Source organism: Massilia sp. CT11-137, assembly GCF_047302885.1.
In the GTDB taxonomy this organism is placed as follows: Bacteria; Pseudomonadota; Gammaproteobacteria; order Burkholderiales; family Burkholderiaceae_D; genus Telluria; species Telluria orientalis.
Genome location: NZ_JBKYMP010000001.1, coordinates 346,633 through 367,946, shown reverse-complemented (window position 1 = coordinate 367,946; position 21,314 = coordinate 346,633). Strand labels below are relative to the sequence as shown.

General features: G+C 68.0%; 18 protein-coding genes. 8 read left to right on the top strand and 10 right to left on the bottom strand.

Annotated elements, in window-relative coordinates; translation table 11 throughout:
* Positions 1 to 46: 46 nt before the first annotated feature.
* Positions 47 to 859: a TOBE domain-containing protein gene (locus ACEN98_RS01685; RefSeq protein ID WP_413380915.1), complete on the top strand. Its 813-nt coding sequence runs from the start codon at positions 47 to 49 to the stop codon at positions 857 to 859.
* Positions 860 to 906: 47 nt separating this feature from the next.
* Complete coding sequence (locus ACEN98_RS01680) at positions 907 to 2,751, top strand: hypothetical protein (protein ID WP_413380913.1); 1,845 nt, start codon at positions 907 to 909, stop codon at positions 2,749 to 2,751.
* A 3-nt stretch (positions 2,752 to 2,754) separates the two neighbouring features.
* Here ACEN98_RS01680 and ACEN98_RS01675 read toward each other — a convergent pair whose 3' ends face one another.
* Complete coding sequence (locus ACEN98_RS01675) at positions 2,755 to 3,102, bottom strand: GFA family protein (RefSeq protein WP_413339002.1); 348 nt, start codon at positions 3,100 to 3,102, stop codon at positions 2,755 to 2,757.
* A gap of 154 nt (positions 3,103 to 3,256) precedes the next feature.
* On the opposite strand from ACEN98_RS01675, the gene ACEN98_RS01670 reads away from it, so the two are divergent.
* A complete protein-coding gene (locus tag ACEN98_RS01670; RefSeq protein ID WP_413380911.1) occupies positions 3,257 to 3,625 on the top strand; it encodes a hypothetical protein in 369 nt (122 codons plus the stop codon).
* A gap of 4 nt (positions 3,626 to 3,629) precedes the next feature.
* Here the strand turns inward: ACEN98_RS01670 and ACEN98_RS01665 are convergent, their stop codons facing one another.
* Together ACEN98_RS01665 and tssK are read right to left on the bottom strand one after the other, a co-directional pair.
* On the bottom strand, positions 3,630 to 5,021 hold the full coding sequence (locus tag ACEN98_RS01665) for a hypothetical protein (RefSeq protein WP_413380909.1): 1,392 nt from the start codon (positions 5,019 to 5,021) through the stop codon (positions 3,630 to 3,632).
* A 77-nt stretch (positions 5,022 to 5,098) separates the two neighbouring features.
* Positions 5,099 to 6,439: a type VI secretion system baseplate subunit TssK gene (gene tssK, locus ACEN98_RS01660; protein WP_413385935.1), complete on the bottom strand. Its 1,341-nt coding sequence runs from the start codon at positions 6,437 to 6,439 to the stop codon at positions 5,099 to 5,101.
* 210 nt (positions 6,440 to 6,649) lie between these two features.
* On the opposite strand from tssK, the gene tssE reads away from it, so the two are divergent.
* From tssE to tssG, 3 genes are read left to right on the top strand one after another with little or no spacing between them, the layout of a single operon-like run.
* The gene (gene tssE, locus ACEN98_RS01655; protein ID WP_413380907.1) at positions 6,650 to 7,153 is read left to right on the top strand and encodes a type VI secretion system baseplate subunit TssE; all 504 of its coding nucleotides are present in this window, start codon (positions 6,650 to 6,652) and stop codon (positions 7,151 to 7,153) included.
* A 2-nt stretch (positions 7,154 to 7,155) separates the two neighbouring features.
* On the top strand, positions 7,156 to 9,012 hold the full coding sequence (tssF, locus tag ACEN98_RS01650; RefSeq protein ID WP_413380905.1) for a type VI secretion system baseplate subunit TssF: 1,857 nt from the start codon (positions 7,156 to 7,158) through the stop codon (positions 9,010 to 9,012).
* Complete coding sequence (gene tssG / locus ACEN98_RS01645) at positions 8,976 to 10,070, top strand: type VI secretion system baseplate subunit TssG (protein WP_413380903.1); 1,095 nt, start codon at positions 8,976 to 8,978, stop codon at positions 10,068 to 10,070. The genes tssF and tssG overlap by 37 nt, the downstream gene beginning before the upstream one ends.
* Before the next feature lie 9 nt (positions 10,071 to 10,079).
* Here tssG and ACEN98_RS01640 read toward each other — a convergent pair whose 3' ends face one another.
* From ACEN98_RS01640 to ACEN98_RS01620, 5 genes are all read right to left on the bottom strand, one after another.
* Positions 10,080 to 10,787: an MOSC domain-containing protein gene (locus ACEN98_RS01640; RefSeq protein WP_413380901.1), complete on the bottom strand. Its 708-nt coding sequence runs from the start codon at positions 10,785 to 10,787 to the stop codon at positions 10,080 to 10,082.
* 93 nt (positions 10,788 to 10,880) lie between these two features.
* Complete coding sequence (locus ACEN98_RS01635) at positions 10,881 to 14,015, bottom strand: efflux RND transporter permease subunit (RefSeq protein ID WP_413380899.1); 3,135 nt, start codon at positions 14,013 to 14,015, stop codon at positions 10,881 to 10,883.
* Between the two features lie 10 nt (positions 14,016 to 14,025).
* Entirely contained in the window at positions 14,026 to 15,216 is a 1,191-nt protein-coding gene (locus ACEN98_RS01630; protein ID WP_413380897.1) for an efflux RND transporter periplasmic adaptor subunit, read from the bottom strand.
* 10 nt (positions 15,217 to 15,226) lie between these two features.
* The gene (locus ACEN98_RS01625; RefSeq protein ID WP_413380895.1) at positions 15,227 to 16,459 is read right to left on the bottom strand and encodes a TolC family protein; all 1,233 of its coding nucleotides are present in this window, start codon (positions 16,457 to 16,459) and stop codon (positions 15,227 to 15,229) included.
* 188 nt (positions 16,460 to 16,647) lie between these two features.
* Positions 16,648 to 17,010 (bottom strand): hypothetical protein, encoded by a 363-nt coding sequence (locus ACEN98_RS01620; protein WP_413380893.1) that lies wholly within the window; start codon positions 17,008 to 17,010, stop codon positions 16,648 to 16,650.
* A gap of 155 nt (positions 17,011 to 17,165) precedes the next feature.
* Between ACEN98_RS01620 and ACEN98_RS01615 the strand changes: the two genes are divergently transcribed.
* Together ACEN98_RS01615 and ACEN98_RS01610 are read left to right on the top strand one after the other, a co-directional pair.
* A complete protein-coding gene (locus ACEN98_RS01615; protein WP_413380891.1) occupies positions 17,166 to 17,753 on the top strand; it encodes a papain-like cysteine protease family protein in 588 nt (195 codons plus the stop codon).
* A 1-nt stretch (position 17,754) separates the two neighbouring features.
* Entirely contained in the window at positions 17,755 to 18,375 is a 621-nt protein-coding gene (locus ACEN98_RS01610) for a hypothetical protein (protein ID WP_413380889.1), read from the top strand.
* A 3-nt stretch (positions 18,376 to 18,378) separates the two neighbouring features.
* On the opposite strand, the gene ACEN98_RS01605 is transcribed toward ACEN98_RS01610, so the two are convergent.
* Positions 18,379 to 19,755, bottom strand: coding sequence for an HlyD family efflux transporter periplasmic adaptor subunit (locus ACEN98_RS01605; protein WP_413380887.1), 1,377 nt, complete (start codon positions 19,753 to 19,755; stop codon positions 18,379 to 18,381).
* The gene (locus ACEN98_RS01600; protein WP_413380885.1) at positions 19,742 to 21,313 is read right to left on the bottom strand and encodes an FHA domain-containing protein; all 1,572 of its coding nucleotides are present in this window, start codon (positions 21,311 to 21,313) and stop codon (positions 19,742 to 19,744) included. The genes ACEN98_RS01605 and ACEN98_RS01600 overlap by 14 nt, the downstream gene beginning before the upstream one ends.
* Position 21,314: the final 1 nt, after the last annotated feature.

Sequence of the window (21,314 nt, the reverse complement as noted above, 5' to 3'; positions counted from 1 at the left end):
TTTATCGCTATATAGTAGAGTATATAACGAAACGGAACAGGGCAAAGTGGAAAGCGACAACACAGGCTTCGCGCTGCAGGGCGCCGTCTGGATGACGGTCGGCGGCGAAAAATTCGGCGGCCAGGGACGGGTCGAGCTGCTGGCCGCGATCGGCCAGGCGGGATCGATCAGCCAGGCCGCGAAAGCGGTCGGGATGAGCTACAAGGGGGCGTGGGACGCGATCGACGCGATGAACAACCTGGCCGGCGAGGCGCTGGTGGAACGCGTCGCCGGCGGCAAGGGCGGCGGCGGCACGCGGCTGACGGCGCGCGGCGAACAACTCGTCAGGAACTTCCGGGCGCTCGAGCAACTCCACCAGCAATTCGTGGAACAACTCAACGGACAGGCCGGCAACCTGTCCGCCGACCTGACCCTGATCAGCAGGCTGAACATGAAAACGAGCGCACGCAACCAGTTCTTCGGCACCGTCTCCGGAATCCAGCCCGGCGCCGTCAACGACGAGATCGAACTCGACATCGCCGGCGGCCACAGAATCGTCGCCATCGTCACGCACGAGAGCGCTGCCAGCCTCGGCCTGGCAGCGGGCGCCCAGGCGTTCGCGCTGGTCAAGGCGTCTTCGATCATCCTCATGACGGAAGGCGAGGGCGCGCGCTTCTCGGCCCGCAACCAGCTCGCCGGCACCGTGTCCCGCCTGACGCCGGGCGCCGTCAACACGGAGGTCGTCCTCGACCTGACGGGTGGCGGCAGCATCGCCGCCATCATCACCAACGAGAGCGCGCGGGCGCTCGAGCTGGCCGAGGGCAGGACGGCCACGGCGATGTTCAAGGCGTCCAGCGTGATCGTGGGCGTGCCGGGCTAGGCTGTGTTAGCGCATAATCGACGCATCAAGCACGAGCGTCGAGAACGATGAACGATTTTTTGCCGAAAGAATGCGATATCGTGATGGAGGGCGGGGTGACCTCCGGCGTGGTCTACCCCGCGTTCGTGGCGCGGCTGGCCGAAAAGTTCACCTTGCGCTCGATCGGCGGGACGAGCGTCGGCGCCGTGGCGGCCATCGCGGCGGCGGCGGCCCAGTTCAAGCGCAACCGCGTGCGCAAGGACGGGCAGGGTGAGGACGACGGTTTCCATCTCCTCGCCCGGCTACCCGGCAGCCTGCAGGAAGCCGTCGGCGCGCATACCCGGCTGTTCTCGCTGTTCCAGCCCTGTGCCGCGCTGCGTCCGCACTTCCGCGTGATCGCGGCGGCGCTCAACGAAACGAGCAAGTCGAAAGCCTGCGGCTATCTATCCCTCGCCATGCTGTGGAATTTCCCGCTCGGTGCCGTGGTGGGCGGAGGCATGTGGCTGCTGGGCTTTCTGATCAGCAGCAGCCTGCTCGGCGGACACTGGCCAGGCGTGCCCCTCGTCGGCCTCGCCAGCGTCCTGTGGTTCGGCTTGTGCATGTTCGTGGGCGCGCTGGCCGGGGCGCTGCTGCAGGCCACGTGGTCGGCGTGGCGCGGGCTGCGCGCCAACCGCTGCGGCATCTGCTCCGGCCTGCGCACGTCCGCGGACAATCCGCCCGCGCTGACGGAATGGCTGCATGGCCTCGTGCAGGACATCGCCGGTCTCCCGCTCGACACCCCATTGACGTTCGGGCTGCTGCGCACGTCCGAGCCGCCGATCGAACTGGCGCTGATGACGACGGGCCTCTCGGAACTGCGCGCGCACCGCCTGCCGCATTCGGGCGCCGACCTCGTGTTCCGCGCCTCGGAAATGGCCGCCCTGTTCCCGCCCGCGATCGTCGACTGGATGACGGCGCACTCGCGCCATACGCGCCACGGCGCACGCACGGTGACCGTCCTGGAACGCATGAACGCCGGTGGCGAGGATTACTACTTCATGCCCGATCCGGACGACCTGCCGCTCGTGGTGGCCGCGCGCATGAGCCTCAGTTTTCCCGTGCTGCTGCAGGCCGTGCCCCTGTACCGCCTGCGCGCGCTGCCGGTGCATGGGGAAGGCGTCGACCTGCTGCGCGTCTGGTTCTCGGACGGCGGCCTGACCAGCAACTTCCCCATTCACTTTTTCGACAACATCCTCCCGACCCGTCCGACCTTCGGCGTCACCCTGCAGGACGACCTCGCCGACGACGACCCGTTCGACGCGCGCGTGTCTCTCCCGACGAACAACAACACCGGGGTGACGGCCGCGTACATGCCGGTCGACGACACCGACGGCCGCCCGTCGCTGCCGCGCTTCGCGGGCGCCATCCTGCGCACGATCCGCACGTGGCGCGACGAAGCCCTGAAGCGCACCCCGGGCTACCGCGACCGCGTGGTGCAGATCCGCCATACGAAAAAAGAGGGTGGCCTGAACCTGAACATGACGCGCGCCGCCATCGACGTGATGAGCCGCAGCGGAGAAGAGGCGGCGCGCCAGGTGATCGAGCGTTTCCTGAACCCCGTCGAAAAAGAAAACGGCTGGCTGAACCACCGCTGGGTGCGCATGCGCAGCACGGCGGCCGTCCTGCAGGAAACCTTCGCGCCCCTCTCCGAAGCCTGGCACGACGCGCGCCTGAAACCCTCGTACGAAGCGCTGTGGATGGCCCACGGCATGGACGCCTTGCCCGCCTACCAGCTCAGCAAGGCCAACCGCACGGCCGGCTTCGCGCTGTGGGAACGCATCGTCGCGCTGCCGCAGGAAGTGGCGCCGGCGGAGCTGTCCGCCCACGCACCGCGGCCGCAGCCGGAACTCGTGATCGCGCCGCGCCTGAACTGAAGGTCAGGCGTCGCGGCCGTCGTAGTGCTGCACGGGAATCGCGTCGAGATCGATACCCTCGATGCAGCGCAGGTTGATGGCCGCCATCGGATTCCCCTTCGGATCGACCCCTTCCGCATACGGATGGATGCCGCACGTGGGACAGAAGCGGTGCTGGATGACGTGCTTGTTGAACGTGTAGGTGGCGGCCGCGTCCTCGGGCGTGCGCAGGCGAAACTGCGCACGCGGCACGAACCAGAGCAGCGATCCCTTGCGCTGGCACATCGAACAATTGCAGGCGAGGGCGCCCTGGATCTCGCCCTCCACTTCATACGCGACCTGGCCGCAGTGGCAGCTGCCTTGATAAATCATGTGTCGTCTCCTCCGTGCGTTGAGTTACGGGACTCATGGTAGCGCAGGATTTTTGCAAGCGCATGTGTCGGGACGCGCGTCCGACACAATCGGACATCGACCTGCGCGCGCAACCCGCTAGAGTGGCCGCATCGTCATCGACAAGGTGCAGACCATGACATCCGGTTTGATCAGGAAACTCCTCCCGCTGGCCGCCGCCGCGCTTCTCATACCGCTCCCCGCATTTGCGCAGGGCGTGAACGTCTGCTCACTCGTCTCCTGCGGCGCCAGCGGCCAGCATGCCGCCGTGCTCGACGATCCGGCGCAACCACGCCGCGCCGCGCGGACGGCTGCAGTGGCAGGCCGCCCCGCGCGGGACGACACGACGCGCGATCCGTGGGCACGCCGCTTCCAGGGACGGGAAAACGAAGACGACGATGTCTGCCTGTTGAACTTCGGCATCGGCGGCCAGCTGGCCAGGAAGGGATCCATCGACAGCCACGTGCTGGGCCGCACACGGGCATGGCGCGCGCCGGCCCGCTGAGAATTCAATCCACGGGTTGCACGAGCGTGACGATGCGGCGGCCCGGCGTCTCGTTGGCGAGGCACAGCACCGGCGCGTGGCGCGCACCCGCGTAGTGCGCGCCCAGCGCGAGCGCCGTCACGAACGGGACGACGCCGCATGCGCCGCTCGACGCCCCGACACGTACGATGTCCGCGCTGCCGTCGAGCTGCCGCATCGTCGTGGCCGCGTATTCCATCAGCTCGTACACCGGGCGCGAGCGGTGGCCGGTATCGGCGACGATCATCGCCACGCCATCCGCACCGGCACCCGCATCGGCGAGCGTGCGCTCGACGAGTCCCGCGAGCACGCGGTCGGTACCGCGCCTGCGTGTGTCGGCCGGCTCCGCGACCCGCACTTCCGCGAGCGGCGCGAGCAGCGCCACCGCCTGGCCATCGGATGCCCCGGCCAGCGCCGCGCCGCCCAGCAACAGGCCGGCGGCGCCCTCGCCCGGCATCAACCCCTGCGGCTGCGCGGCCGTGAACAAGACCTGTTCCGACGCCCAGCGTGCGACCGTTGCCTCGCCCACATGGGACGCTGCCGCCACCACGAGCGTGACACCGGGCGCTGCGCCGGCCGCAGTAATGCCGGTCACGGGATCGGTGCCGCACATGGCCGCACCGATCTCGCCACGCCATCCGGCCTGCGCCGCCGCATGCCGCAGCCACGCCGCAGCGGCATCGCACTGTCCCTCGGACCAATCCGCAGGCAGCAGCGGCAGCACCTGGAGCCCGGGCATGGCATCGTCGCGCGCGGCCCACTCGATCGCCGCGCGTCCCGCGAGCTCCGCGACCACGCCGCTTGCCAGCGTCAGCGCGCGCCACTGCTCGTCGCTGAAGTTTGCCTCACTGGCTCCGTGCGCCGCCTGCCAGTCGATGATGTCTTCCCGCAGCGCCTCGTCTAGCGCTTCCCCGCAGCGGGCGCACATCACGGGGAAGCCGTCGTCGTCGACGAGTTCCCGGTCCAGACCCGGGCGTGCCTTGTTGTCCGCGATGGCGGCCGCCAGTTCTTCGGCGGACATACCCTGCGGAGCGCGCAGTGCCGTCGCGAGGATCGCCAGGTGCCGCGCGTGCGCCGGACGCGTGGCGGCGCTGGCCGGTCGTGCGGGTGCGGCGGGCAGCGCGTCGGCCTGGACGGTGGTGCTGCGTTGCGCGATCCATTTGCATCCGATGAAACCCGCCAGCAGCAGGGCTACAGGCAGACCCAACAGCACCAGCATCCATTCCGACGTGGCGGGCACGCTCCCGCTCGCGCGCCACCAGACGATCGCGCCGCCCCAGCAGGCGACGAAGACGGTGGCGGCGATGAGGGTCTGCCTGATCCAGCCGGGGACGGTATGGGAAGCGGGGAGCGGTTTGGCGGCAAGAGGTGTCGACATGATGGTGTGGCGTCAAAGTTTGTCGATAGTGGCCTGCTGGCCTGCGATGAGTTCAACGAGGAACATGCACCGCGGGCTCACGCAGCGACCGCCAGCAGTTCCAGCTTCAACCCCTTCATCCCCGACGGCACGTAGATCGCCATCGATTGCGCCTGCAGCATGCGCTCGTACATTTGTCCCTTGGCATCGAGGATGAAATAGCACGTGTCGGGGCGCACTGGCACGGCGGCGGGCAGTTGTGGCGCGTATTGCAGGCGCACGCCGGGCAGGGCCGACAGCACGCATTTCTCGACGTCGTCCGGCGCGCCGACCTTGAAACGCAGCGGCACGGTGTCGACGAGCTCCAGCGTCGGGATATCGGCCGAGACGGCGATGTAGAAGGTCGTCTTGTCGTCGATCTTGCCGGAGTCGAGCATGCCGTGGTGGTACGACGGCCGCACTTCGTTCAGGACAATGGCGAAGTACTTCGACGAGATCACGGTGTCGAGCAGTTCACGGATGATCTGGAACAGCTTGGCAAAGCCGGGACCGGGATCGGCGTGCTGGTACACCGGCAGGTCGGTCAGCGTCCAGCTTTTCGAAAACGTCATCAGCGCGCCGCCCACGCCCAGCAATTGTTCGTGCAGGCGCTCCGGGTGCAGGTCCGGATGGTGCACGTAGTGGGATAGCGATGCGCACGCGGAACTGGCGGTGTGCAATAGCCAGAACGACGACATGTCACCGGAACGGAATTCGATCACGTTGCGGCTCGGCTCGCGGTGGTGGCCATACAGCGAACTCACCTTGGCCTGCAGCGCCTCGAGCAGGCGGCGCACCTGCTGGAACAGGGCGGGTGCGGCACCCACCGACAGGCTGGGCGGCAGGAAGGACGGGTCCATCTCGAAGCCGCCGGACGGGGCGCGCCGCAGGCGCAGCACCGGAAAGCTGAGGTAGGCGTCGCGCGGCTCGAATTCCGGGACGAGACGCACGGTTTTCCTGAGGTAGGACACGGACGCCGGCGCCGCTTGCGTGTAGAGGTCGGGCGTTTCCTCATTGGTTTGCACGAAGCGGACCGTCTTGGTCGGCTGGCCCGGCTGGGCGAAATTGCCGCTGAAGGGTTTGAGGCCGGGCAGGGCGGCGTAATACGTGACGGTTTGCTGGGATTGCGGCAACTGGCTGAGGTCGACGGTGTCGGGCAGTTCGTCGGCACCCGGCGCATCGACCAGTTCGCCGTCCTGGAAGCGCAGCGCGAGTTCGAGGATGCGCAACACGTTGCTGGACAGCGCCTCGCGGTCGATCTGCAGTGTTTCGATGCCCCAGGCATACGGGTGTACGGCCCGGATGCTCTTGTACAGGCGGTGTTCATGGTACTGGTCCTGGCGCTGGAAATGCTGCGGACGCAGGAGCAGCCCCTCTCCCCACAATACTTTGCTGGCCATGTTGCCGATCATCGTGCTCGTCATGCATGTCCTCCAGTCATTGACTTGTCCCAAGTCGATCACCTTAGTCCTTCGTGACGGTTTTTTTTCTGCTATGACCTGCAGTTTTGCTACTGCTCAAAGTTACCGTGGGTCTTTCCCAACTGAACTATTTTTTCGCGCCCGACTGTGTGAAGATGCCGGCTTGCGCTGCCGGCATGGAGGAGTTCGATGGAAGGATTCACGCCTGGTTTTTTCGACCGTCTGCTGGGCACATCGGTGCGCGGCGCCGGTAACGCCACCGCCTCGCGCATCACCGCCGAGGATTTCAAGGATGCCGTCGCGCGCGACCTCGAGGCGTTGTTGAACACGCGCTCCGTCATTCCCGAAAATTCACTGCAGGGTTTCCCCGAGTGCAGCGAGTCGCTCGTGACCTACGGCTTGACGGATTTCGCCGACCGCTCGCTGTCGAGCCCGAGCGACCGCGCTTACATCTGCGACTGCCTCGAAAAAACCATCGCCCGCCATGAACCGCGCCTGCGCAACGTGAAGGCGGTACTCGAAGTGCGCGACGAGAGTGCGGTGAACCGCCTGAAGTTTTCGATCACGGCGGTGCTCGTCGCCAGCGCATCGGAAGAACCGGTCAATTTCGACGCGCTGCTGCAGCCGTCGACCCTGCAATACAGCATCAACAAGGCGGGCAGGGCGTCGCCGGCCGCGTCCGCGCGAGGCTAAGCTTGGAACAATTGCTACCGTATTACGAGCGCGAGCTCGGCCACTTGCGCCGTCACCTGCGCGAATTCGCCGAGCGCTATCCGAAGATCGCGGGCCGCCTGCTCATCAGCGGCGAAGTGTGCGAAGACCCGCACACCGAACGCATGATCGAATCGTTCGCGCTGCTGAACGCGCGTATCGCGAAGCGGCTCGATGACGACTATCCCGAATTCACGGAAGCGCTGTTCGACGTCCTGTACCCCCATTACCTGCGTCCGTTTCCCTCCTGTTCGATCGCCCAGATGGATTTCGGCGGGACCGCCAACCAGCAGACGGGCATCGGCGTCCTCCCGCGCGGCACCGCGCTGAGTACGCGGCCCGTGCGCGGCGCGGCCTGCACGTTCCGCACCGTCTATCCCGTCACCGCCGCGCCGCTTGCGCTCACCGGGGCCGCGTTCTCCGCCATCATCGACCATCCGGAAGCCGTACGCCTGCCGGAAGGCGCCGGCTCCGGCCTGAGCCTGACGCTCACCGCCACGGCCGACCAGTTGCGCCTCGGCCGGCTGGCCCTGCCGCGCCTGCGCGTGTTCATCGACGGCGAACCGTCGTTCTGCGCGGCGTTGCGCGACACGTTGTTCATGCGGGCCGTGGGCGCATACGTCGAGGCGGACCGCAATGGCCGCTGGTTTCCCCTGGGCGCGATCCCGATCGAGCCCGCCGGCTTCGCCGACGACGAAGCCCTGATCGATTTTCCCGCGCGCTCGCATGCCGCTTACCGCCTGCTGACGGAGTACTTCTGCTTCCCCGACAAGTTCAACTTCTTCGACATCGACCTGGCCGCACTCATCGCCGCGCTGCCGACCACGCTGGCGGCCGGCGCGACGACGGTGACGCTGCACCTGGCGCTGGCGGGCCTGCGCGCGGATTCGAACACGGCGCGCATGCTCGGCATGCTGTCGACCAACAACCTGCTGCTCGGCTGCACGCCCGTCATCAACCTGTTCCCGCAGCGCGGCGAGCCGATCCGCCTGACCCACGCGAGCGCCAGCTACCCCGTGCTGGCCGACGCGCGCCGCGCCTTCGCCTACGAAGTGCAATCCATCGAATCCGTCAACCTCGTGCGCCAGACGCCGCAGGGAGAAACCGTCGTCGAATTCCACCCGTTTTACTCGCTCAAGCACGCCCAGACGCCCGAGCGGAACGGGCATTACTGGGTGCTGCGGCGCGACGAGACGCTGGCCGAGCGCAGCCCCGGCTACGAGACGCAGATCGCCATCGTCGACATCGACTTCGATCCGGCCGCCGTCGAGACGCAAACGCTGAACATCGAACTCATCTGCAGCAACCGCGACCTGCCGGCCTCACTCTCCTATGGCCAGCTCGGCGGCGATTTGTTCCTCGAAGGCGGCTCGAGCATGAAGACGATCCACTTCCTGCGCAAGCCCACCATCACCTACCGCTTCGAGAGCGCCCGCAGCGCCCATTGGCGCCTGATCTCGCACCTGACGCTGAACCATTTGTCACTGGCAAACGGCGGCGTCGATGCCTTCCGCGAGATGCTCGCCCTGTACGACCTGCCCCGTTCGCCATCGTCGCAGCGCCAGATCGGCGGCATTGCCGGCATCGAACAACGTACCGCCAGCGCGTGGATGGCGGGCAATCCGTTCACCTGCCTCGTGCGCGGCGTGGAAGTGCGCATCCTCATCGACGAGGAAGCCTTCGTCGGCAGCGGCATCTACGCATTCGCCCACATCATCGAACGGTTTCTCGCCCTGTACGTGCACGCCAACAGCTTCACGCAACTGGTGGTGGTGTCCAATAAAACCGGAGAGGAATTATTGAAATGCCTACCGAGAAGCGGCGATTTGAGCCTGCTGTAATCGAGCGCCTGTTCAGGGAACCCTATCGTTTCGAGTACTTCCAGGCCGTGCGCATGCTCGAGCTCTGGCTCAAGCGGCACGGCAGCCCCCAGCACGACGCCATCGCACATTACGTGCGCTTCCAGAACTCGACGTCGCTGGGATTTCCGGCCAGCCAGCTGGAAGCCATCCAGCCCGAGCCGCGCGACCTCGACCGCGGCGCGCACGCGCTCGGCAAGGCATTGCGGGAAGCACGACTCACCTACATCCGCGTCACCCCCTCCTTCATGGGCCTGTTGAGCGCCACCGGCGTGCTGCCGGCCCATTACACGGAGCGCATCGCCGACCACCAGCAGCGCCATTCCGACGAAGGTCCACGCGCGCTGCTGGACACGTTCTCGAACCGCTCGCTGGCCCTGTTCTACGCAGCCTGGCGCAAATACCGGCTGCACTTCAAATACCAGCTCGACGGCCAGGACACCTTCCTGCCGCTGCTGCTGGCACTGGCAGGGCTCGGCCACAATGCGCTGCGCCGGCGCCTGACGCACCCCAGGGACGGCGCCCTGCTGGACGAATCGATCGGCTACTTCGCCGCGTCGATCCGCCAGCGCCCGCCCTCGGCCGTGCAGATGGGGCGCGTGCTGTCCGAGTATTTCGACCACCCGGTGCGCATCGAGCAATTCGTCGGGGCCTGGTACGACGTGCCGTCCGCCCAGCAGACCGTCCTCGGCCACCCCACCGCGGTGCTGGGCACGAGCGCGATGGCCGGCGACCGCGTGTGGCAGCGCGACCTGCGCCTGCGCGTCGTGGTGGGTCCGCTGGACCACGCCGGTTTCTCGTCGTTCCTGCCGGGTGGCCTCGCGGCGCGCGCCCTCAAAAGCCTGCTGGGCCTGCTGGCCGGCATCACGCTCGAATACGAGGTCGAACTGATCCTGCGCGGAGAAGCGGTCCGCAGCACCGTCCTCGGCCCCGCGCCGAGCGGGAGACTGGGTTGGGATGCCTATCTCGTCACCGGACCAGAGGCGGATGACCGCGATGACGTCCGCTACGCCCTGCAGCCGATCGAACAGCTGGCCTGACGGGCAAGCCTACGGCACCACCTCGGCGGAAAACAACCGTTCCACCGGCGCGGGATCGAACAGCCCGCGCCCATCCCAGCGCGGCAGGTCGATATCCGATTGCGAGGGCACGGCCTTGCCCGCGTAGCGCGGCCCCAGCCGGGCGATCATGCCCGGGAAAGCGCGGCAATAGCTGGACGCGACGCCGGCCAGCTGGGCCAGCCGCTTATACGTGATCACGCTGGCGGGCGGCAGCGTATCGAGCACGTGGACGATGCGCTCGCGCCAGTCGTCCGACCACGCCTGCAGCGGCGCGCCCGCCACGCGGATCCGGTCGCCCGGCCGGATCTCGCCGCCGTGCAGCACGCGCGCCAGCATGCCGCGCCGTGTGCCGATGCGCGTCGACAGGCCGGGTTGGTGCGCGTCCAGGTGCCCGCAGGCTTCGCACTGGAACATCAGCCGCAGCAGGGCGCCGTCGCCGACCTGCAGCACGGTGCCGGAGACGAGCCGCGACGTGTCGACGTCCACGAGCAGGTTCTCGCGCAGCGTGTGCGGCGGCAGCGCGAAGGCGCCGTAAGCATCCGTGCCGGCCAGCAGCAACTGGCGCGGCGACAGCGGGTCGGCGTACACGTCGCCTTCCAGTCCCTGGTAGGCGATGGCCCTCACGCCGTCCACGCGCACGGGTGGCGCGGCCAGGCTGGGGCGCAGGGCCAGGGCTTCGATCCGTCCGATGTCCATGTGCGTGTCCATGTCCGTGTCAGTCAGCGATGACAAAGTCTGCCACAGGTGCGGCCGGTCCGGATGGCGTACCGGACGGTCGCACCATGACGCTCAACGATAGGCCGGGTCGCGGGAACTTTCATGCGCCCACGTGTACAAGGCGGGCAGGATCAAGAGGGTCAGCGCCGTCGACGACAGGATGCCGCCGATGACGACCGTCGCCAGCGGCCGCTGCACCTCCGCACCCGTGCTCGTCGCCAGCGCCATCGGCAAAAAGCCCAGCGAGGCGACGAGCGCCGTCATCAGCACTGCGCGCAAACGTACCTGCGCCCCTTCGCGCATGGCATCTTGCGCGGAGTGCCCCTGGTCGCGCAGCGAACGCACGAACGCCAGCATCACGAGCCCGTTCAGCACGGCCACGCCGGACAGCGCGATGAAGCCGACCGCCGCCGAAATCGACAGCGGCAATCCGCGCAGCCACAGCGCCAGCACGCCGCCCGTCATGGCGAACGGGATGCCGCTGAACACGAGCAGGCCATCCTTGACGCTGCCGAACATCAGGTACAACAGCGCGAACACGAGCGCCAGCGCGGCGGGCACGACGAGCGCCAGGCGCTGCCCCGCGGCCTGCAGGTTCTCGAATTGCCCGCCGAGGCTCAGCCACACGCCCGCCGGCAGTTTCAGCCTGGCCAGGTCGGCTTGCAGCGCGGCGACGAACGACCCGAGATCGCGCCCGCGCACGTTGGCCGTGACGACGATGCGGCGCTTGCCGTTCTCGCGGCTGATCTGGTTCGCTTCCGGCACGAAGTCCAACGTGGCGATCTCGGACAGGGGAATGCTGGCGGCCCGCCCATCGCGCGCCGGCAGCGAGATCGGCAGGCGCCGCAGCGTGTCGACATCGTTGCGCGCCCCTTCCGGCAGGCGCACCGTGATCGCGAAGCGGCGGTCGCCTTCGAACACGGTGCCCACGTCGCGGCCGCCGACGAGCGTGCCGAACGCTTCCTGCACGTCCGCCACGTTCAGGCCGTAGCGCGCGGCCTTGATGCGGTCGACGGCCAGGGTCAGCGCCGGCAAACCTTCCGTCTGCTCGATTTTCACTTCGACGGCGCCCGGCAGCCGATCGAGCACTTGGGCGATGCGCTGGGCCGTCGCGAGCATGGTCGCCGTGTCGTCGCCGAACACTTTGACGGCCACGTCGCTGCGCACGCCCGAGATCAGCTCATTGAAGCGCAGCTGGATCGGTTGCGAGAACTCGTAGTTGTTGCCGGGGATGCGGTTGGCCGCTTCCGCGATCGCGGCCACGAGCTCGGCATGCGTCCGTCTCGGCTTCGGCCACTGGTTTTCCGGACGCAGGATCAAATAGCTGTCGGCCGCATTCGGCGGCATCGGGTCCGTCGCCACCTCGGCCGTGCCGATGCGCGCGAACACGCGTTCGATCTCGGGGAATTCGCGCAGCAGGGCGGTCTCCAACTGCTGCTGCATCGCCACCGATTGCTGCAGGCTCGTGCCGGGAATCCGCAAGGTCATCACGGCCAGGTCGCCCTCGTTCAGGTTCGGCGCGAATTCGGTGCCGAGGCGGGTCGCCAGCAAGCCTGTCAGCAGCACGGAGAGCACGGCGAAGGTCAGGGCGACCGGGCGGTTGCGCAGGGTCCAGTCCAGCAGCGGCCGGTACCAGTCGCGCGCCTTGTGCATCAGGCGGTTGTCGTGTTCGGCCACGTTGCCGCTGACGAACAATGCGACGGCAGCCGGCACGAACGTCACGGACAGGATCATCGCGCCGACGAGCGCCATCACGACCGTGAGCGCCATCGGATGAAACATCTTGCCTTCGATGCCGGACAGTGCGAGCAGGGGCAGATAGACCGTCATGATGATCACCTGGCCAAACAGCAGCGGCCGCCTCGCTTCCGCCGCGGCAAGCGCCACCTCCGTGCGGCGTTCCTCACCCGTCAATGGCCGTCCGACCTCGGCCTGGGCGGTCCCGAGCCGGCGGATGCAGTTCTCGACGATGACGACGGCGCCGTCGATGATGATGCCGAAGTCGAGCGCCCCGAGGCTCATCAGGTTGGCGCTGACGCCCGCCTGCACCATGCCCGTGAACACGAGCAGCATCGTGAGCGGGATGACGAGCGCCGTGACGAGCGCCGCGCGCAGATTGCCGAGAAAAGCGAACAGGATCGCGATGACGAGCAGCGCCCCTTCGACGAGGTTGTTGCGGACGGTGCGAATCGCCTTGTTCACCAGCACCGCGCGGTCGTACACCGGCAAAGCCTGCACACCCGGCGGCAGCGAGCGGTTGACCTCGTCCAGCTTGCGGCGCGCGCTGTCCGCGACGGCGCGGCTGTTCTGGCCGATCAGCATGAAGACGGCGCCCAGCACCACTTCGCGACCGTTTTCCGTGGCGGCGCCGGTGCGCAGTTCGCGGCCCGGCTCCACGTCGGCCACGTCGCGCACGCGCACGGGTGCGCCGTCGACGACGTCCAGCACGATGTTGCGGATCTCCTCCAGCGTTTTTACCTGTCCCGGCGTGCGCACGACGAATTGTTCGCCACCGCGCTCGATGTAGCCGGCGCCCGCGTTGACGTTGTTGCGGTCGATGGCATTGACCAGGGTCGCCAGCGACAGCCCGCGCGCGGTCAGCTTCGCCATGTCCGGCGCGACCTGGTACTCCTTCAGGTAGCCGCCGATGGTGTTCACTTCCGTCACGCCCGCGACGCCGCGCAGTTGCGGCGCCACGATCCAGTCCTGGATCTCGCGCAGGTCGGCCGGAGAATAGGGCGTGCCGTCCGGTTTCAATGCGTCCGGGCGCGCTTCGACCGTCCAGTAAAAGATCTCGCCCAGGCCCGTCGCGATCGGCCCCAGCGCGGGATCGGCCTGGTCCGGCAGCCGGCTTTTCGCCTGTTGCAGCCGCTCGCTCACGAGCTGGCGGGCGAAATAGATGTCGGTGCCTTCCTTGAAGACGACGGTGACCTGCGACAGGCCGTAGCGCGACAGCGACCGCGTCTGCTCGAGCCGGGGCAGGCCGCTCATCGCCGACTCGATGGGGAAGGTGATGCGCTGCTCGACTTCCAGCGGAGAATAGCCCTGCGCGGCCGTGTTGATCTGCACCTGCACGTTCGTGATGTCGGGCACGGCGTCGATCGGCAGGCGCTGGTAGTTGACCACGCCCAGGCCGGCGAGGGCGAGGACCCCGAGCACGACCAGCCAGCGGCGCGCGATGGCGAATGCGATAAGTTGTTGGAACATGGGCGCCTCCTCAGTCGTCGTGTTCGGCTTCGCTCTTGCCGAGGTCCGCCTTCAGCAGGAAGCTGCCGCCGGCCGCGACGACATCCCCCGCCGCCAGCCCGCGCACGATCTCGATCCGCTTGCCGTCCGAGCGCCCGGGCACGACGTCGCGCAGCGTGAATCCGGCCTTCGTGCGGACGAACACGACGCTGTGCTCGTGGATCGTCTGGATGGCATCGCCGGACACGGTCACCGGCACCTGCGCCTGCGGCCCCATCAGGTCGACGCTGGCCAGCATGCCCGGCCGCAGGCGCGCGTCGCGGTTCGGCAGGACGATGCGTGCCGTCGCCATGCGCGTCGTCTCGCCGAGGACGGGGCCGACGAATGCGACGGTGCCGTCGATCTCGCCCGGTTGCGTGCCCACGCTGATCTTCGCCGCCATGCCCGCGCCGACCTGGCCCAGGCTGTCGGCGGGTACGGCCGCTTCGATCCACACGTGCGACAGGTCGGCGATGGTCAGCAACGGCTTCGTCTCGTCGACCGCCTGGCCCGCGACGGCCGGCTTGTCGACGACGACGCCGTTCAGCGGTGCGCGCATCGTCACGCTGCTGGACACGCCGCCGCCCGCTTCGATGCCCAGGGCGGCCAGGCGCTGTGCCGCCGCCTGTGCGGCGATCTCCGCCTCCTGCATCGCCGTCGCCGCGGCTTCCAGATCCTGGCGGGCCGAGATGCGCTCGTCCCATAGCGTCTTTTCGCGCCGGTACGTCGTGCGGGCGAGCTGCAGCCGTTGGCGCGCGCCGGCGGCGTCGGCGCGCCACTGCGCGACGGCCGGGCTCCGGATCGTCACGAGCGCCTGCCCCTTGCGCACCAGGGCGCCCGGCGCCACCAGCACGGCCTGCACGATGCCCGGCGCGGGCGCGGCCAGCGCGACAGTGCGTTCCGCGTCGGATTTGACTTGCGCGGGCAGGTGCAGCCGCTGCCGCAAGGTGGCCGGACCGGCCGTGTCGAGGGCGATGCCGTTCGCCTTGATCTGCGCCGCCGTCATCGCGATGCCGCGTGCGCCTGCATCTTCCGCTGCGCCGCCTGTTTGCGCGCCGCAGTCGTCGTGGCCGTGCGCATCTTTCGTGGGTGCCGAGTCCTCGCGCGTAAACAGCATCAGTCCGGCCAGGAGGAGGGCGAACGCGCACATCAGCGCGATCGCCAGGGTCTGTTTCTTCGTCATGGTGTTCTCTTCAATCTTGATCGGTGCCGGCGAGGCGTTCGATGTCGGCCCAGGCGCGCCAGGCGGTTTCCAGGCTGTCCCAGTGGCGCGTCTGCACCTGGAACCACGTGCGCTGCGCGTCGAGCACGTCCAGGAAGGAAAACTTCCCGTACTCGAATCCTTTCAGCGTCTGCTCGTACGCGGTCTTCGCGCCCGGCACGACGTCGTCGCGCAGCAGCCGGGCTTCCTGTTTCGCCATTGCGTAGCGCGTGTGGGCCGCCGTCAGCGCGGCCGCCGTCTCGACCCGGGCGGCGGCCAGTTCGTCGTTCGCCGCGTCGGTGCGGCGCAAGGCCGCGTGCAGGGCATCCTCGTTGCGGTTGAACAGGGGCAGCGGCACGGACAGGCCCACGACGGCCTGGCGCCGGCCCACCTGGTCATCCTTTTGCGTGCCCACGGACAGCGTGACGTCCGGCATGCGCGCCGCCCGCTCGACATCCGCCTGCGCCTGCCGCGCCGCGAGCTGGCCGCGCGCGCGGCGGACGGCGGCGGATTCGCGGGCCAGCAAGGTCGCGATGGGTGCGGGGTCCGGCAGCCGGTCGCTGTCGTCTGCCAGCGCCAGGGTGTCCGCAGGGCGGCCGACCAGCGCGGCCAGCGTCGTGCGGGCGATGGCCAGCGCGGCCGCCGCCCGGGTCAGCGCGGTCGATGCATCGACGGCCGCGAGGCGGGCCCGTGTCTCGTCGATCGGGGATATCTTCCCGGCCGCGACCCGCTTGCCGGCCACGTCGACGGTCCGGCGCGCGAGGTCGGTCAAGGCCTGGGCAAGTGCGAGCCGGTGTCCGGCGATCAGGACGTCATGGTAGGCGGCGATGACGTCGGCCCGGATGGCCAGCCGCTGCGCCAGCCGGTCGCCGCGCGCCACGTCGGCCGCTCCCCGGGCGAGGGCGACGCGGGCCTGGCGTTTGCCGCCGAGTTCGATCGGCTGGTTGATCTGCACGGTGGTCGTGCGCGTGCCGGCCTGCTGGCCTTCGCGCAGCCAGGACAGCTCGGGATTCGGCAGCCGGCCGGCCTGGCCGACCAGCGCGTCGCTCGCCGCCACCTCATGCGCGGCCGCGCGCGCGGCGGGCTGGTCGAGGGCAAGCCGGATCGCTGTGGATAAGTCGATGGGGGCGGTGTCCGCCGCGACGCGCAGGGGCTCGGCGCCGCAGCGCCATGCCAATGCGGATGCGAGGACGAGCACCGCCAGTCTTTGTCTGAATGTGTTCATGCGTGCTCCTGAAAATGGGAGCGTCGAAAAACCTGCTGCGCGTTGCCCTATCGTCCTGCGATGCTCGCTGTACTAGCGTACAGCTGTGCTTCTCGAACGACATTGCTGCCGCTCGCGACGGTTTTTCGAGGCTCCCGATGGTCGATTCAGGCGCGCGGAGATTTGTGGGGTGTCAAGCCGCGCGCGGGTCAGGCGGCGGCAGGCCATTGCGGCCGTTCGGGACGGCTCGCGGGCGGCGCTTTGAGGTAGGGCGGGAAGAAGGCGATGCTGGAAGCGTGCCGGCGCTCGGCCGGTATCACGACGAACGCCGCGGGCAGGCACGCCGTATGTCCGAACGTGCAGGCCGCGCAGTGCGGGTCGACCAGGGACGCGCCGTCGTCGTCGGCCACGAACACGGTCCCGTCTACGCCTGGCGCGACGACGCTGTGGTGGCTCACGCCGGCCGGCGTCATCGCGCAGCACTTGTCCGCCATGGCCAGGGCGACCTGGAATGGATAGACGACCAGCAGCAGGATGAGGATCAGGCGGCGCATGGCGCAATGATACCGCATTAAAAGATGGCGTTATTCATCAATGAGCGGCCTCAACCAATCACGGGAATCGGGTTGGGTTCGCAACCGATCTGCATATACCTTTATCGGGAGGGTTTATCCATACGTGGATGATTCCGGAAATAAACGATTGAACTCGCTGGAGGGTCGCCGTAATGAAAAGCGCAAATATACTTGGCGGAATTTTTTTATTGGGAACTTTATCCGCCTGTTGTCATCCACCGTTGGTATCCACAATCGACGTCCCGACATTACCGCAGCAGGCGTCGAACTGGTGCTGGGCGGCGAGCGGCCAGATGACCATGCGTTTCCTGGGCCATGACGTCGCCCAATGCGTGGAAGCGAATAACCGTTTCGGCCTCGCGACGTGCTGCGAAAATAATTCCGGAAGCTGTAATAACGGCGGCTGGCCGGAATACGGGAAATACGGTTTTACGGCCGACCAGACCTCCGATACGGCACTCACGTTCAGCCAGATCAAATCGCAGATTTACTGTAAAAAGAAACCCATCGCATTCAGCTGGCACTGGCCCGGCGGCGGTGGCCACATGATGGTCGTAAAAGGCTATTTCACGGTGAATGGCGTGCAATACGTGGACGTCAACGATCCCGAGCCTTATACGGATCTGAGCACGCTGGTCGGCGGCACGGAAACCATCATGACCTATGCCGATTACGTCAGCCGCACGGGCGACCACACCCATTGGAACGACTATTACAACATCACGTACAAAGGTGACTGACATGCGCAAACTTCCTTTCGCGTTGGTCGTTGCGGTCGTCCTCTTCCTCGCCGGCTGCCAGACGAGCCAACCCCGCCCCAACCACAGCCAGGACACCGCCGCGCAGCAGGGCCTGGCCACGCTCCGGCAGGTCGTCAATGCCGGCAACTATGCGTCGCTCGGTTTCGAGTCGGAGGCCGAGGTACGCCAGGCCACGCTCGGCGAGCCGCTGCAGGTCTACCGGGTCCAGCTCGACGCCCTGCGTGCCTTTACCGGGAACACCGATCCGGAAACGCTGCTCGTCGACGTCCGCCGCAGCCTGTACCCCGTCAAGGTCGGCGACCGCGTGGCGACATCGATCTTCGTCACCGGATCGCGCGAAGGCTGGCGGGCGTCCGAACTGGGCAACGCGGCCGTGGCACGGCTCGTCAGCCGCTATCGTCACGGCGCCGGCGATTTCCTCGTGCACGTGGCGGCGATGAAGTCCTGGTTCGTCGCCGACCGGGTCGAAGGCAAGCTCATGCTGACACCCGTCATGGACGACCCGCGCACCAAGCTCCGGGCGGGAGAAACCGTGCCGGCGGACGTCGTCTTCCTGCAGCTCAAGGCGGCCTCCGAAGGCTACAACGGCTTGCCGCAATAGGCATCACCCGCCGAGCTGGCGGAACGGGTCGAAGGCCAGGTCGATGAGACGGCGCTTGCGCACGACGATTTCCGCGTTCGCCGTCATGCCGTAGCGCAGCGGGTACGACGTGTCGCCCACGGTGTAGTGATCGCGCTCGAGGGCGACGCGGCCTTCGTACACGGGCAGCCGCGTCTGCGGCGAGGCCCGGGTCGCGGGCGCGATGGTCTGCAAGGTGCCGTCGATGATGCCGTAGCGCTGGTAGGGAAAAGCGTTGAATTTCACCTGCACCGGCAAGCCCTCGCGCAGGAAGGCGCGGTCCTGTTCGGGGATCTCGATCTTCAGCAGGGGCCGCGTGTTCTTCGGCACGATGCCGCCCAGCGGGGTGTTCGCCTGGATCTTGTCGCCGGGCTGCGTGGACGTCACCTCCGTGATCACGCCGTCCACGGGCGCAAGGATGCGCAGGAAATTGTCCTTGTCGATGTTCTCGAACTGGATGCGCGATGCCGCATCCGCCACCAGGCGCGCCGTCTGCACCTGCAGCCGCAGCTTTTCCTCGACGTTGGTCGCCTCGCGCGTCGCCGCTTCGTACTGCAGGCGCAGGCTCGCGAGCTGCTGGCCGCTCGTCTCCAGCTGCGAGCGGGCCTCGGTGGTTTCCAGGCTCTGGCGCGCCGAGAGCTCGCTCGCGCGCGATTCCGCCACGCGCACCGCGTTCTCGGCCGCCTGCAGCGCATTCTTCTTGCCCTCCACCTGCAGTTGCGAGACCCCGCCGCCGCCCGGCAGCGCGAACAGGCGCTCGTACTTGGCCGCTTCGTCGCGCGCCGCATCCCGTGCACGGCGCGCGTCCTCCAGATTCGTGCGCGCTTCCTGCGCCTGCGCGCGCTGGCCGGCGGCGAGGCGGCTCGTGCCCTCGGCCTGGCGGCGCTCGTGCTGGCGTTCCTCCGTGTCCATCGCTTCCTTGAGCGCGGCCACCCGCTCGTCCAATAAAGCTTTCTTTTGCGGGAATTCCTTCCATTCGCGTTCCGCGTCTTCCAGTTTCAGGCGCGCCTCCAGCGCGTTGCGCGCCGCCTCGATGGCGCCGCGGGCGTACAGCCGCGCCACCACGTCTCCCTTGAGCACCGGCTGTCCCTCGGCGATATAGATGTTGGCCAGTTCGCCGTCGATGGGCGCATACAGGCGGCGCACCTCGGATGCCGGTACCAGCGTGCCCGGCGCCATCACGAGCACATCCGCGCGGCCGAAGAACGACCACGCCAGGCCGACCAGCACCAGCGCCACCATCACGTAGATGGCCAGGTGCGTGAAGCGCGCCGGCGTGGCCGTCAGGATGCCGATGCCCTCGTCGCTGTGGTCTTCCAGCGCGCCGATCAGCGGGCGCAGGGGTTTGTCACTCGTTGCCATCGCCGCCTCCTGTCAGGGCCAGCTTGCGCAGGTCGCTGGCCACCTGCGCATACGTGTCGCGGAAGGCCGGGACGTACGCCGAGATCGTCGCGAACGCGCGCTGGTGCGCCGGCTGCTCGTCCTGCCACTGGCGCACCATCCGGCTGAGGCGCGCACCGTCGGCCGCGTCGCGCACGGGGGCCGCCGCGCCGCCGCGCGCATGGACGAACCGTTCCACGTCGCCGACCCAGGCGATTTCCGCCGCGAGCGGCCGCGCATCCGCGTTATGGGTACTCAGGCGCCGCATGCGTGCCTCGGCCTGGATGGCGCGGTCGAAGCGGCGCGCCTTCAGGTCCGCCATCCACTGCGGCAGTTCCGCTTTCAGCAGGGCTTCCGTGCCCAGCGCCTTCACGTCCGCATTGTCCGGGTCGCGCGCGAGGCGGTCGTCGGCGAGGCGGGCCGCGGTCGCGAAATCGCCGCGGTCGACGAGGCCCTGCAACGCCCGCTCCGGCGCGCCGGCCAGCTGGAACAGGAGGAGGACAGCGATCACCAGCGCGCTCAATGTCATCAGCCAGCGGCGCAGGCGCGCGGCGTCGGCGTCGCCGGCGGCGCCCATTGCATCCAGCAGGGCGGCCGTCATCAGGGCCGCCTTGCCGCGCCGCATGTCGCTCTTGCCGTGCGCCGGTTCCACGGCGGCGGGGTTCACCTCGTCTTCCTGCGCGCCGGGCAGCTCGTCGGCGCAAAAGATGTCGAGGAAGGAGCCGGCCGACGCGACGAACGTCGTGTGGTCCGCATCCATCGCTGCGGGGGAGGCCGCCGGCGGCAACGACACCCGCGTGACCGTCGGCTCGGGCCCGGCCTGTTCCCATTGCAGGCGCACGCGGTAGACGAAGTGATGACCGCCGAACGCGAGCACGTCGCCCTCCTCCAGCGCATGGGCGTGCTCGTCGAGCCGCACCGCGCCGATGAAGGTACCGTTCGTGCTGCCCAGGTCTTCCACGTACGGCACGCCCGCCTTGAGGAAGATGTGCGCGTGACGGCGCGACAGATAGCCGACCTGGTGCGGCTCCTTCTCCTTGTAGCGCGCGAACGTATCGTCCACCTTGCTGATCAGGAAGGGAAAACTGGTGATGACGATGGCTTCCAGTCCCAGGTCGGCACGCTCCGGTTCCAGCGTAAGGCTCGCGAGCCGGTCGGCCGGCGCCGCTGCCGGCGTAGACGCCTGCAGCCGCACCCGGTACGCGAGCACGCGCGCCAGGCCGACCTCGTCGCCGTCGTGCAGCCGCACGATGCCGTGCCGCACGGCCACGCCGTTGACGGTGGTGCCGTTCTTGCTGCCCAGGTCGGCGATATACGCGTCGCCACCCTCGACGAAGACGCGCGCATGGCGGCGCGACAAATCGGCCACGATCTCGGGCGGATACGCGGCGAACGGCGGCTCGGTGCGGCCGATGGCGAACAGGCCGTCGTCGATGGCGAGCGGACCGAGCTCGGGATGGTTCAGCGGTTCGAGCACGATGCCGACGATTTGAATAGGCGGTGCCTGCATCTTGCCGACCAGGACTTCGTCAGGCACCATC